This is a genomic window from Pseudomonas sp. GD03875 (genome assembly GCF_029840585.1).
In the GTDB taxonomy this organism is placed as follows: domain Bacteria; phylum Pseudomonadota; class Gammaproteobacteria; order Pseudomonadales; family Pseudomonadaceae; genus Aquipseudomonas; species Aquipseudomonas paralcaligenes.
This window is the reverse complement of record NZ_JAOCCV010000014.1, coordinates 24,711-35,780: the sequence shown is the minus strand read 5'-3', so window position 1 is coordinate 35,780 and position 11,070 is coordinate 24,711. Positions and strand designations below refer to the sequence as shown.

15 protein-coding genes and 1 pseudogene are annotated in these 11,070 nt (G+C 67.6%); 8 read left to right on the top strand and 8 right to left on the bottom strand.

Features of this window, described 5'->3' with window-relative positions; all coding sequences use genetic code 11:
- Positions 1 to 28 precede the first annotated feature (28 nt).
- Both N5D30_RS14060 and N5D30_RS14055 read left to right on the top strand, forming a co-directional pair.
- Positions 29 to 292, top strand: a complete 264-nt coding sequence (locus N5D30_RS14060) for a CDGSH iron-sulfur domain-containing protein (RefSeq protein ID WP_279909516.1) — start codon at positions 29 to 31, stop codon at positions 290 to 292.
- A gap of 174 nt (positions 293 to 466) precedes the next feature.
- Positions 467 to 784 (top strand): YqfO family protein, encoded by a 318-nt coding sequence (locus N5D30_RS14055; RefSeq protein WP_220815461.1) that lies wholly within the window; start codon positions 467 to 469, stop codon positions 782 to 784.
- A gap of 200 nt (positions 785 to 984) precedes the next feature.
- On the opposite strand, the gene N5D30_RS14050 is transcribed toward N5D30_RS14055, so the two are convergent.
- From N5D30_RS14050 to N5D30_RS14035, 4 genes are all read right to left on the bottom strand, one after another.
- Positions 985 to 2,001, bottom strand: a complete 1,017-nt coding sequence (locus N5D30_RS14050; RefSeq protein WP_279909515.1) for an alpha/beta hydrolase — start codon at positions 1,999 to 2,001, stop codon at positions 985 to 987.
- A 27-nt stretch (positions 2,002 to 2,028) separates the two neighbouring features.
- Positions 2,029 to 2,454, bottom strand: a complete 426-nt coding sequence (locus N5D30_RS14045) for an organic hydroperoxide resistance protein (protein ID WP_279909511.1) — start codon at positions 2,452 to 2,454, stop codon at positions 2,029 to 2,031.
- A 184-nt stretch (positions 2,455 to 2,638) separates the two neighbouring features.
- Positions 2,639 to 3,088: a MarR family transcriptional regulator gene (locus N5D30_RS14040; protein WP_279903119.1), complete on the bottom strand. Its 450-nt coding sequence runs from the start codon at positions 3,086 to 3,088 to the stop codon at positions 2,639 to 2,641.
- 382 nt (positions 3,089 to 3,470) lie between these two features.
- Positions 3,471 to 3,974, bottom strand: a complete 504-nt coding sequence (locus tag N5D30_RS14035; RefSeq protein WP_279909510.1) for a L,D-transpeptidase family protein — start codon at positions 3,972 to 3,974, stop codon at positions 3,471 to 3,473.
- 154 nt (positions 3,975 to 4,128) lie between these two features.
- Here N5D30_RS14035 and N5D30_RS14030 point away from each other — a divergent pair, with 154 nt between their 5' ends.
- Entirely contained in the window at positions 4,129 to 5,037 is a 909-nt protein-coding gene (locus N5D30_RS14030) for a hypothetical protein (RefSeq protein WP_279909509.1), read from the top strand.
- On the opposite strand, the gene N5D30_RS14025 is transcribed toward N5D30_RS14030, so the two are convergent.
- Positions 5,017 to 5,256 (bottom strand): DUF2789 domain-containing protein, encoded by a 240-nt coding sequence (locus N5D30_RS14025; RefSeq protein WP_192318279.1) that lies wholly within the window; start codon positions 5,254 to 5,256, stop codon positions 5,017 to 5,019. The genes N5D30_RS14030 and N5D30_RS14025 overlap by 21 nt on opposite strands.
- 29 nt (positions 5,257 to 5,285) lie before the next feature.
- Positions 5,286 to 5,831, bottom strand: a complete 546-nt coding sequence (locus N5D30_RS14020) for an NUDIX hydrolase (RefSeq protein WP_279909508.1) — start codon at positions 5,829 to 5,831, stop codon at positions 5,286 to 5,288.
- Positions 5,832 to 5,966: 135 nt separating this feature from the next.
- Between N5D30_RS14020 and N5D30_RS14015 the strand changes: the two genes are divergently transcribed.
- From N5D30_RS14015 to N5D30_RS13995, 5 genes are read left to right on the top strand one after another with little or no spacing between them, the layout of a single operon-like run.
- On the top strand, positions 5,967 to 6,575 hold the full coding sequence (locus tag N5D30_RS14015) for a CoA pyrophosphatase (protein ID WP_220815454.1): 609 nt from the start codon (positions 5,967 to 5,969) through the stop codon (positions 6,573 to 6,575).
- A gap of 13 nt (positions 6,576 to 6,588) precedes the next feature.
- A complete protein-coding gene (locus tag N5D30_RS14010) occupies positions 6,589 to 7,113 on the top strand; it encodes a gamma carbonic anhydrase family protein (protein ID WP_279909507.1) in 525 nt (174 codons plus the stop codon).
- A complete protein-coding gene (locus N5D30_RS14005) occupies positions 7,110 to 7,313 on the top strand; it encodes a DUF1289 domain-containing protein (protein ID WP_279909506.1) in 204 nt (67 codons plus the stop codon). The genes N5D30_RS14010 and N5D30_RS14005 overlap by 4 nt, the downstream gene beginning before the upstream one ends.
- A gap of 51 nt (positions 7,314 to 7,364) precedes the next feature.
- Entirely contained in the window at positions 7,365 to 8,546 is a 1,182-nt protein-coding gene (purT, locus tag N5D30_RS14000; RefSeq protein ID WP_279909505.1) for a formate-dependent phosphoribosylglycinamide formyltransferase, read from the top strand.
- A complete protein-coding gene (locus N5D30_RS13995) occupies positions 8,543 to 9,271 on the top strand; it encodes an SGNH/GDSL hydrolase family protein (protein ID WP_279909503.1) in 729 nt (242 codons plus the stop codon). The genes purT and N5D30_RS13995 overlap by 4 nt, the downstream gene beginning before the upstream one ends.
- Before the next feature lie 49 nt (positions 9,272 to 9,320).
- Here the strand turns inward: N5D30_RS13995 and N5D30_RS13990 are convergent.
- Positions 9,321 to 10,028 (bottom strand): annotated as a pseudogene (locus tag N5D30_RS13990) (transporter associated domain-containing protein); the annotation flags it as partial.
- 172 nt (positions 10,029 to 10,200) lie between these two features.
- Positions 10,201 to 11,001, bottom strand: coding sequence for a cytochrome c biogenesis protein CcsA (ccsA, locus tag N5D30_RS13985; RefSeq protein WP_279909502.1), 801 nt, complete (start codon positions 10,999 to 11,001; stop codon positions 10,201 to 10,203).
- Positions 11,002 to 11,070 lie beyond the last annotated feature (69 nt).

The following is an 11,070-nucleotide window of genomic DNA, read 5'->3' as shown; positions in this document are numbered from 1 at the left end:
AGGGCGAGGGGCCTGCCGCGGCGGCGTGATGGCCGACGAGCCCCTCCTTCCCGAAGTCCGCCAGGTCAACCCTGGCGAGACCCATCTGCTGTGCCGCTGCGGGCGCTCGCCCGTGTTGCCCGATTGTCCTCCCGGTTGCACCGAGGGCCTGTGCCTGCAGCCCGCACGCCAGCAACGGGTGCTGCTCTGTCGTTGTGGCCTGTCCCGGCGCCTGCCCTATTGCGACGGCAGTCACAGCCCGCCCGCCGAGGGCTTCCGAGAGCGCTGGCGCCGCTTCACCCAGGGTGATTAAACCGGTCGGTCTTATGGCTAATGGCTCTAGGGCCAGTCCGGACGTTTCGTTTCTGCAACACTCCAATCCAGACTTGCGAACTAGGCCGCGCGCCAGGGATAAGGCACAATGCCAGTATTGCCTTGGCAGAGCGGCTCTCGGGTCGCTGTATTCGTCGATGCTCGGAGGGGCTGGATGTACAAGTTCTGTTTCTATGTGCCGGAAAGCCATCTGGAAGAAGTGAAGGCCGCGGTGTTCGCGGCGGGTGCGGGACGTATCGGACACTACGACAGCTGCTGCTGGCAGACCCTGGGCAAGGGCCAGTTCCGCCCGCTGGCCGGCAGTGATCCCTTCCTCGGTCAGGTCGACCGGATCGAGGAAGTGGCGGAATGGAAGGTGGAGCTGGTGGTGGCCGACGAGCTGATCCACGACACGGTCAAGGCCATGAAGAAGAGCCATCCCTACGAGACGCCCGCCTTCGATGTGTGGCGATTGTCCGACCTGCAGTTCTGATCTGCTCTGCATGACAGAGGCCTTGGCCTGAGCCGCAGGGCTGTTCCACTCGAGAAAAACGCCGCGACCCCATGGGAGTCGCGGCGTTTTTTCTTGAGCCGATTTCGGGTCTGTGCCTGCATGCGTAGGGTGCGCCGCGCGCACCGGGAAAATGTACAGCTTGCCGGTGCGCACGGCGCACCCTACGACTGATCCTGTCTCTAGCGCAGATGCTGCTTCAGCTCGGCGCCGGCCTGGCGCAGGGCCGTTTGCACGGCAGGCACGTGGGCCAGCGGGTTGAGCAGGCCGTAGTCGTGGATCATGCCGTTGACCCGCACCGCAGTGACCGTCACGCCGGCGGCGTCCAGCTTGCGCGCGTAGGCCTCGCCCTCGTCGCGCAGCACGTCGAACTCGGCGGTCTGCACCAGTGCCGGCGGCAGGCCCTGCAGCTGCTCGACCGAGGCCCGCAGCGGCGAGGCGAAGCGTTCGGCACGCTGCTTCGGGTCGCTGGTGTAGTTGTCCCAGAACCACTGCATCATCGGCTTGGTCAGGAAGTGGCCCTGGGCGAACTGGCCGTACGAGGCGGTCTCGAAATCGGCGTCGGTCACCGGCCACAGCAGCAGCTGGAAGCGCAGCCTGGGCGTGCCGGCCTCCTTCGCCTTGAGCGCGACCACCGCAGCCATGTTGCCGCCGACGCTGTTGCCGGCCACGGCCAGGCGCGAGCTGTCCACGCCGATCTTCTTGCCGTGTTCGCCGACCCATCGGGTGGCGGCGTAGGCCTGGTCGATGGCGGCCGGGTACCTGGCTTCCGGCGACGGGGTGTAGCCGACATAGACGGCCACGGCGCCGGAGTTCACCACCAGGTCGCGGATCAGGCGGGCGTGGGTCGGGTAGTCGCCGAGCACCCAGCCGCCGCCGTGGAAGAACATGAACACCGGCAGGTCGCCTTTCACGCCCTCGGGCCGAATGATGGTCAGCGGGATCGACTGGCCGGAGGCCTCGATGGTCTTCTCGCTGACGCTCACCCCGGAGAGGTCGACCTCGACCGAGGCCTGGGCGCCGACCAGCACGGCGCGGGCGTCCTGTGGGTCGAGGCTCTCCAGCGGCTTGCCGCCACTGGCCTCCAGGGCCTGGAGGAAGGCCTGGGTGTGGTGTTCCACGCCGGGACTGCCGGCGGCGAAGGCGTTGCCGATGGCCAGGGCGAGCAGGCTGCTGGCGGCGATTGTCTTGATGGTCATGGTGGTTCTCCTTGCTGCCTGTCGGATTCAGACCAGTACCAGGCGTACGTCGATGTTGCCGCGGGTGGCGTTGGAGTACGGGCAGACCTGGTGGGCGGCGGCGATCAGTTCCTCGGCCACGGCGCGGTCGAGTCCCGGCAGGCTGATGCCGAGTTCCACTTCCAGGCCGAAGCCGCCGGGAATCTGGCCGATGCCGACCTTGCCGGTGATCGAGGCGTCGGCCGGGAGGGCCTGCTTCTTCTGGCTGGCGACGAATTTCAGGGCGCCGATGAAGCAGGCCGAATAACCGGCGGCGAACAGTTGCTCGGGGTTGGTGGCTTCGCCGCCGGCGCCGCCCAGCTCGCGCGGGGTGGTCAGTTTGACGTCGAGGAAACCGTCGGAGGAAACGGCACGGCCGTCGCGGCCTCCGGTGGCAGTGGCGGTAGCGGTGTACAGGGGCCTGATGGTTTGCATGAGCGGATCTCCAGTTTGATTGTCGTCTAAAATCTTGCGCGCTAAGTAAGTACGTGGAAAGAAATTTATTGTAGTTTTATTTTGTGCGCAAGTTATTTGTTAGATGAATTTGCGCTAGCTCTACGCCTGGTGAGGAATAAGCGCAGCGGTGGAGCTGGAGGAGGGGTGTTGCCGGGTGGCGAGGTCAGACGGCGTTCTGCAACTGGTCGCGCAGGGCGACGATGCGATCCTTGAGTTCGCTGATCTGCGCCTCGCTCTGGCCGGCCGCTTCGAGGATGCAGCCGGGGAAGCGCTCGGCCTCATGCTGCAGGGCGCGGCCCTTGTCGGTCAGGCGCAGCTCCACCACGCGCTCGTCGGCGCTGCTGCGGGTGCGGGTGATCAGGCCTTCGCCTTCCAGGCGCTTGAGCAGCGGAGTCAGCGAGCCGGGGTCGGTGAGCAGGCGCGCGCTGATCTCGCCCACTGTGATGCCGTCGCCTTCCCACAGCACCAGCATGGCCAGGTACTGCGGGTAGGTCAGGCCGATGCTCTGCAGCAGCGGCTTGTAGACCTTGGTCATCAGCAGCGAGGTGGAATGCAAGGCGAAGCACAGCTGATTGTCCAGGCGCAGGACCTCGCAGGAACGGGGCGTTTTCATGGCGGGCTCTCCAATTGATATCTGCGCAACAATTTATCGCGCCAATTATCGTCCGACAAATCGCGGGCATGAAAAGGCTGTGTCCCCGTTACGTGTTGGTAGCGCCATCCTGCCTTTGTGGGAGCGGCTGGGCGGCATTCCGATTGGCCGCGAATTTCGCGGCTGAAGCCGCTTCTGCAAGGTGTGCAACCACTAGTGTGGATATGGCCATGAAAAGGCGCCCGTGGGCTAATGCCTGTCAGTTAAGGCATTTTCCATGGTTGGCGAGCGCCATTGACCTTGTGGGAGCGGACTTGTCCGCGAATGGGGGTGACAGCAAAGCATCGCGGCCAAGGCCGCTCCCACAAAGCCCGTGGGCGCCTAGCTCGTCTCTTTCGTGCCCTCAGGGACGGATTTCGATCAGCGTGCCGTCCTGCACCAGTTTCCAGACTTCGCGCATGTCGGCGTTCTGCATGGCGATGCAGCCCTCGGTCCAGTCCAGGGTGCCGAAGAACCACTCGGGGTATTCGTCGTCCAGCGGGGTGCCGTGGATCATGATCATGCCGCCGGCCGGCACGCCCTGCTTGCGCGCGTTGGCCGCGTCGCGGGCGTTGGGGTAGGAGATATGCATGGACAGGTTGTACTTGTCGCTGGTCTTGCGCCAGTCGATCCAGTAGAAGCCTTCCGGCGTGCGGTTGTCGCCCTCGCGCACCTTGGCGCCCTTGGGCTGCTTGCCCAGGGAGATGCGGTAGGACTTGAGCACTTCGCCGCGCCCCATCAGGTGCAGCTTGCGCTCGGACTTGAGCACGAGGACCTTGTCCACCGTCTTGCCGCCGAGGGTGGGCGCGGCGGAGGCGTGGGAGAGGCTGACCACGGTAATGCAGAGTAGGGCGAGCAACCAGCGCATGGGATGTTCCGAGGGCGTTTCCGTTGGCCCCGATTCTGAGATCGGGTTGTCAGCGCGGAGTCTGCCTATAGCGCCAGGCTTGTTCAATCCTCGTCAGTCGGATGGTGGCTGGGTAGCATCGGTCGGCGACAGGCATCTCATCCCGGAGTCCGTGATGTTCCGATCTACGCTGCTGCGCACCCTGACCCTCGACCCGCTGGATCACCCCTTGGGCCATGTCCATCTCGGCGCAGCCAGCGCGCTGGTCAGGGTCGGTCGGCATTTGTACGTGGTGGCCGATGACGAGCTGCATCTGGGCCTGTTCACTCTCGGCGATCCGGGCCCCGGCCGGCTGCTGCGTCTGTTCGAGGGCGATCTGCCGATTGAGAAGGCCGCCCGCAAGGCCGTCAAGCCGGATCTGGAGGTTCTGGCCCTGCTGCCGGCAATGGCTGGCTGTCCCGAGGGCGCACTGTTGGCGCTGGGTTCGGGCTCGACGCCGGAGCGCCAGCGTGGCGTGCTGCTGGGGTTGGCAGAGGGCGCGCGGCCTCGGCAGGTCGACCTGGCTCCGCTGTATCAGCCGCTGCGGCGGCACTTTGCCGACCTGAACATTGAAGGCGGCTTCCTGCTCGGTGACGAATTTCTCCTGTTGCAGCGTGGCAACCAGGGCTGGGCTGCCAATGCCGCCGTGCGCTACCCCTGGGCTGAGCTGCGGGATTGGCTGAATGGCGCAGGGAGTGTTCCCGCGCCTCGCGCCATCCAGCCGCTCGACCTGGGCGAGCTGGCGGGCGTGGCGCTGGGTTTCACCGACGGGGCGGCGCTGGCGGATGGCCGCTGGCTGTTCAGCGCGGTGGCGGAGAACACGGCGGACAGCTACAACGACGGCGCCTGCCTGGGCGCCGTGATCGGGCTGGTCGGGCATGACGGCCGGGTGCGGCGGTTGGCCGAGCTGGACGGCCGCTGGAAAGTAGAGGGCATCGCGCTGGACGAGGCGGGCGACGACCTGCTGCTGGTCACCGACGCGGATGATCCGGCGACGGCGGCCAGCCTGTTGCGTCTGTCGCTGTCAGGGCTTCTGGGTCAGTGACACGGCCAGTTCGTCGACCTGGATTGCCCAGTCGGAATCGCGCTTGAGCGACTCGGCGAGGAAGTTGGCCTGCGCCTCGGTCCAGAACGGCGCCTTGGCCAGCTTCTCGCCATTGGACAACTGATGATCGCGGATGAAGGCGGCGATCTCCTCGTTGCTGGAGGGCAGCCCGAGCTGCTCGAACAAGGTGCGCAGGCTGTGGTGGTTGCTGGTGTCCATGGCAATGCTCCCGTTCGGGTGAGTGACGGTTATCTGAGAGGGCGAAAGGCGGCCAGACCCTCGTTGCGCACAGGATAGTGCTGCTCGCGGCGGTCGGCGAAGTAACATTCCAGAGTACGTCCGACCGTGGGGAAGGCCAGCTCGTTCCAGGGGATTTCCCGCTCGTGGAGCAGCTGCACCTCCAGGCTTTCCTCGCCGGCGCGGAAGTCCAGGTCGGCCAGTTCGGCGCGGAAGAACACATAGAGCTGGCTGATGTGCGGCAGGTCGAACAGGGTGTACAGGTGCAGGTCGCGCACTCGTGCGCAGGCCTCTTCGTCGGTCTCGCGCATGGCCGCCTCGGCCATGGTCTCGCCGTTCTCCATGAAGCCGGCCGGCAGGGTCCAGAAGCCGCGGCGCGGTTCGATGGCGCGGCGGCACAGCAGCACCTGCTCGCCCCACACCGGCAGGCAGCCGGCGACGATGCGCGGGTTCTGGTAGTGGATGAGGTGGCACTGCGTGCAGACGAAGCGTATGCGGTTGTCGCCCGCGGGGATGCGCTGTTCCATCGGGCCGCCGCACTGGCTGCAGAACTTCATGTCGATTTCTCCTGGATTGTCGCCCATCTTGGCGTTGCACCGGAGCGGCGGCAAGCGCGTTGACGATCTGCGGGTCTTGGGCACTCCGCGCCTTCGTGCCATGATGCCGGGTATAACGAAGAACCGAGAATCGACATGCTCGACGAGCTCCTGCAGCGCGTGCGCGGCCATACTCCGCGCAGCCTGGAGACCGACCCGCGCCATCCCGAGGCGGCCGTGCTGGTGCCGCTGACCCGCTGCGACGAACCGGAGCTGGTGCTGACCCTGCGCGCCAGCGGCCTGTCCACCCACGGCGGCGAGGTGGCCTTCCCCGGCGGGCGGCGCGACCCGGACGACATCGACCTGGCCTTCACCGCGCTGCGTGAGGCGGAGGAGGAGGTCGGCCTGCCGCCCGGCCTGGTGGAAATGGTCGCCCCGCTCAGCCCGCTGGTGTCGCGCTTCGGCATCCGCGTCACGCCCTGGGTCGGGGTGGTGCCGGACTACGTCGAGTACCGGCCCAACGACGACGAGATCGCCGCGGTGTTCTCGGTGCCGCTGCGCTTCTTCATCGAAAGCCCGCCCGAGGTCACCCACCGCATCGACTACGAGGGGCGCAGCTGGTACGTGCCCTGCTACCACTACGACAACTACAAGATCTGGGGCCTGACGGCGGTGATGATCGTCGAGCTGGTCAACCTGGCGTTCGACGCCGGCATCGACCTGGAGAGGCCACCGCAGCCGTCGGTCCGGATCATCAAGGTCTGAGAGGAGACACCCCATGAAGTACCGCCTGGGCGATGCCCGTGTCGAGACCCATCCCGAGAGCTGGATCGCGCCCACCGCCAGCGTGATCGGCAAGGTGAAGCTGGAGAAGGGCGCCAACGTCTGGTTCGGCGCCGTGCTGCGTGGCGACAACGAGCTGATCCACATCGGCGAGAACAGCAACGTGCAGGACGGCACCGTGATGCACACCGACATGGGCTTCCCGCTGACCCTGGGCAAGGGCGTCACCGTCGGCCACAACGTGATGATGCACGGCTGCACGGTGGACGATTACAGCCTGATCGGCATCAACGCGGTGATCCTCAACGGTGCGAAGATCGGCAAGTACTGCATCATCGGCGCCAACAGCCTGATCCCCGAGGGCAAGGAGATTCCCGACGGCAGCCTGGTGATGGGCAGCCCGGGCAAGGTGGTGCGCGAACTCAACGAACAGCAGAAGAAGATGCTCGAGGGCAGCGCCGCCCACTACGTGCACAACGCCCAGCGCTACGCCCGCGACCTGGCCGAGGACGAGGCGTGAGCGAAGAGCGCCCGGTCAAGTCGCCCTGCGTGAGCATCTGCGCGCTGGACGAACAGGACATCTGCATCGGCTGCCAGCGCACCGCGGCCGAGATCACCCGCTGGGGCCGCATGGACAACCACGAGCGGCGCGCGGTCCTGGCGCTCTGCCTGGAGCGCGCCCGCGCCGCCGGCCAGCTGCTGCAGCTGGCCGGCCACTGATTCCTCCCTGCCTTTCACTCTTCACCGCGTTTTTCATTCGAGGATGTCTTGATGCCCCGTATAGGTACCCCCTTGTCGCCCACCGCGACCCGCGTCCTGCTCTGTGGCTCCGGCGAGCTGGGCAAGGAAGTGGTGATCGAACTGCAGCGCCTGGGCTGCGAAGTGATCGCCGTCGACCGCTACGCCGATGCCCCGGCCATGCAGGTGGCGCACCGCAGTCATGTGACCAGCATGCTCGACGGCGCCGCCCTGCGTGCGGTGATCGAGGCGGAGAAGCCGCACTACATCGTGCCGGAGATCGAGGCCATCGCCACCGACACCCTGGTGGAATTGGAGGCCGAGGGCTACACCGTGGTGCCCACCGCCCGCGCCGCCAGGCTGACCATGAACCGCGAGGGCATCCGCCGCCTGGCCGCCGAGGAGCTGGGCCTGCCGACATCGCCGTACCACTTCGCCGACACCTACGAGGCCTACGCCGAGGCGGTGCGCTCGGTCGGCTATCCCTGTGTGGTCAAGCCGATCATGAGCTCGTCCGGCAAGGGCCAGAGCGTGCTGAAGAGCGACGCCGACCTGCAGGCCTCCTGGGACTACGCCCAGGAAGGCGGGCGCGCCGGCAAGGGGCGGGTGATCGTCGAGGGTTTCATCGACTTCGACTACGAGATCACTCTGCTCACCGTGCGTCACATCGGCGGCACCTCGTTCTGCGCACCGGTCGGCCACCGCCAGGTCAAGGGCGACTACCACGAGTCGTGGCAGCCGCAGGCGATGAGCGCCGCCGCCCTGGCCGAATCCGAGCGGGTCGCCCTGGCGGTGACCGAGGCTCTCGGCGGGCGCGGCCTGTTCGGCGTGGAATTGTTCGTCAAGGGCGACCAGGTGTGGTTCAGCGAGGTGTCGCCGCGTCCGCACGACACCGGCCTGGTCACCCTGATCTCCCAGGACCTGTCTGAATTCGCCCTGCACGCGCGGGCCATCCTCGGCCTGCCGATTCCGGCGATCCGCCAGTTCGGCCCGTCCGCCTCCGCGGTGATCCTGGTCGAGGGCGAATCGCGCCAGGTGGCCTTCGCCAATCTCGGCGCCGCCCTGGCCGAGGCGGACACCGCGCTGCGCCTGTTCGGCAAGCCGGAAGTCAGCGGCCAGCGGCGCATGGGCGTGGCTCTGGCCCGCGACGAGAGCGTGGACGCGGCGCGGGCCAAGGCGGTGCGCGCGTCCGAGGCGGTCAAGGTCGAACTGTGAGCCGCCTGCGCGCCGGGTTGTGGTGGGGGCTGGCGTTGGCGGCGTTGCCGCTCGTATTGCCCCTGGCGATCCACATCCGGCGCACGGCACTGCGCCTGCCGCCGGCGGGCGGGGAGCAGCGCGGCCTGGCCGGCGCCGAACTGGCGGGCGAGCCCCTGCGCCTGCTGCTGGTCGGCGAGTCCACCGTGGCCGGGGTCGGTGTCGAGGCGCAGGAAGCGGCGCTGGCCGGGCAACTGGCCCTGGCGCTGGCCCTGCGCGAGGGGCGGCCGGTGGCCTGGCGCGCCTGCGGCGAGAACGGCATCACCGCCGCCGAGGCCGGCGAGCGCCTGCTGCCGGTGGCGCTGGTGGAGCCGGCCGATCTGGTGCTGTTGGTGTTCGGAGTCAACGACACCACCCACCTGAGTTCACTGACGCGCTGGGAGGATTCGCTGCGTTCGCTCAGTCGTGCCTTGAGCGAGCGGGGCGGGAAGGTGGTGTTCACCGGCGTGCCGCCGATCCAGCATTTCAGCGCCTTGCCCTGGCTGCTGCGGCAGTTGCTGGGACGGCGCGCGGCGCTGCTCGATGCGGCGCTGCGCCGGGTCAGCGCCGAGGAGCGCGCCGAGTACGCGCCGGTGGCGCTGCGCTTCAGCCCGGACTACCTGGCGCGCGACGGCTACCATCCCTCGGCCCTGGGCTACCGCGTCTGGGCCGAGCACCTGGCCGAGCGTCTCGGCGGGCTGCGTTGAGAGGTAGGGTGCGCCGCGCGCACCGGACGGAGCACCCGGCGAGATTTGGCTAGTAGCGCGTGCCCGGCCGGGCGCGCCAGGCGCGCACGCTCAGCACGCGGTTCTCGTTGGCTTCGAGGATTTCCAGGCGGTAGGGGCCGATCTTCAGGCACACCGGGCTGTCGGGAATGCTCTCCAGCGCCTCGGTGACCAGGCCGTTGAGGGTCTTGGGGCCGTCGCTGGGCAGGCGCCAGCCCAGGCTCTTGTTGATCTCGCGGATGCTGGCGGCGCCGTCGATGACCTGGCTGCCATCGCCCTGGGCCTGGATTTCCGGATTGTCGGCGTCTTCCTCGTAGCTGAAGTCGCCGATGATCTCGTTGAGCAGGTCTTCCAGGGTGACGATGCCCTGGATGTCGCCGTACTCGTCCACCACCAGGCCGAGGCGGCGCTTCTCCTTCTGGAAGTTCACCAGCTGGGTGGCCAGCGGCGTGCCCTCGGGCACGAAGTAGGGCGGCACGCAGCTGGCCAGCAGCGCCTCGTGGCTGAGCTGGTCGCGGGTCAGCAGGGCGGCCAGGCGGCGCATGTGGACGATGCCCTCGATCTGGTCGATGCCGCCGCGGTACACCGGCAGCCGGGTGTGATCGACCCGGCGCAGCAGCTCGATGATCTCCGCCAGCGGGGCGTCGAGGTCGATGCCGATGACCCCGCCGCGCGGGATCATGATGTCGTTGACCGTGACGTTCTCCAGCTCCAGCAGTTGCAGCAGGGCGTGCTGGCGCCGTTCGCGGGCTTCCTCGGGCGGGTGCCGGCGCTCGCCGGCGTCCTGCACCTGCGCCCCGCCGGCAGCGCGGCGGGTGAGGGAGGGCAGGCGTTCGCGGGCCAGCAGCACGCAGCCGGCGATCAGGATCGCCGCCAGCAGCCACCATTCGTAGGGGGCGAGGTTCATGGCGTCAGATATGCAGGATGAATTCGCGGACCAGCTTGCTGCCGAAATAGGCCAGCATCAGCAGGCAGAAGCCGGCGAGGGTCCAGCGGATCGCCTTGTGCCCGCGCCAGCCGAGCTGGTGGCGGCCCCACAGCAGCACGGCGAACACCAGCCAGGCCAGGCAGGAGAGCAGGGTCTTGTGCGCCAGGTGCTGGGCCAGCAGGTTGTCGACGAACAGCCAGCCGGACAGCAGCGACAGCGACAGCAGCAGCCAGCCGGCCCAGAGGAAGCCGAACAGCAGGCTCTCCATGGTCTGCAGCGGCGGGAAGTTGCGGATCAGTCCGGACGGGTGCTTGTGCTTGAGCTGGTGGTCCTGCAGCGACAGCAGCAGCGACTGGAACATGGCGATGGTCAGCAGGCCATAGGCCAGGATCGACAGCAGGATGTGGGCGAGGATGCCCGGCGCCTCGTTGATCGGCTGGCTGGTGCCGCCCGGCACGAACTCCGCCAGCAGCACGGTCAGCGCGCCCAGGGGGAACAGCAGCAACAGCAGGTTCTCCACCGGGATGCGCGCGGAGCCGAGCAGGGTCAGGGCGATCACCGCGCAGGCGATCAGGCTGGAGGCGTTGAAGAAGTCCAGGTTAAGGCCGGCGCCCGGCAGCAGCTGCAGGGTGAGGCTGAAGGCGTGGGCGACCAGGGCGAGGGCGCCGAGCAGGCCCAGCAGGCGCTTGTCCGGCGCCTGCTGGCGGCCGAAGCGCAATCCCTGGTAGAGGGTGGCGCCGGCGTAGAGGCCGGCGGCGGCGAGACTGGGCAGCAGAGGGTGCATAAATCCGTGTATGGCTGGGCCCGAAAGGCCGTGAGTGTGGCACATAAGAAGCGTTTCACGAAAGACCGC

Coding starts and splice junctions, on each gene's coding strand:
- N5D30_RS14060 (WP_279909516.1), top strand. CDS start 29: ATGGCCGACGAGCCCCTCCTTCCCGAAGTCCGCCAGGTCAACCCTGGC.
- N5D30_RS14055 (WP_220815461.1), top strand. CDS start 467: ATGTACAAGTTCTGTTTCTATGTGCCGGAAAGCCATCTGGAAGAAGTG.
- N5D30_RS14050 (WP_279909515.1), bottom strand. CDS start 2,001: ATGACCATCAAGACAATCGCCGCCAGCAGCCTGCTCGCCCTGGCCATC.
- N5D30_RS14045 (WP_279909511.1), bottom strand. CDS start 2,454: ATGCAAACCATCAGGCCCCTGTACACCGCTACCGCCACTGCCACCGGA.
- N5D30_RS14040 (WP_279903119.1), bottom strand. CDS start 3,088: ATGAAAACGCCCCGTTCCTGCGAGGTCCTGCGCCTGGACAATCAGCTG.
- N5D30_RS14035 (WP_279909510.1), bottom strand. CDS start 3,974: ATGCGCTGGTTGCTCGCCCTACTCTGCATTACCGTGGTCAGCCTCTCC.
- N5D30_RS14030 (WP_279909509.1), top strand. CDS start 4,129: ATGTTCCGATCTACGCTGCTGCGCACCCTGACCCTCGACCCGCTGGAT.
- N5D30_RS14025 (WP_192318279.1), bottom strand. CDS start 5,256: ATGGACACCAGCAACCACCACAGCCTGCGCACCTTGTTCGAGCAGCTC.
- N5D30_RS14020 (WP_279909508.1), bottom strand. CDS start 5,831: ATGAAGTTCTGCAGCCAGTGCGGCGGCCCGATGGAACAGCGCATCCCC.
- N5D30_RS14015 (WP_220815454.1), top strand. CDS start 5,967: ATGCTCGACGAGCTCCTGCAGCGCGTGCGCGGCCATACTCCGCGCAGC.
- N5D30_RS14010 (WP_279909507.1), top strand. CDS start 6,589: ATGAAGTACCGCCTGGGCGATGCCCGTGTCGAGACCCATCCCGAGAGC.
- purT (WP_279909505.1), top strand. CDS start 7,365: ATGCCCCGTATAGGTACCCCCTTGTCGCCCACCGCGACCCGCGTCCTG.
- ccsA (WP_279909502.1), bottom strand. CDS start 11,001: ATGCACCCTCTGCTGCCCAGTCTCGCCGCCGCCGGCCTCTACGCCGGC.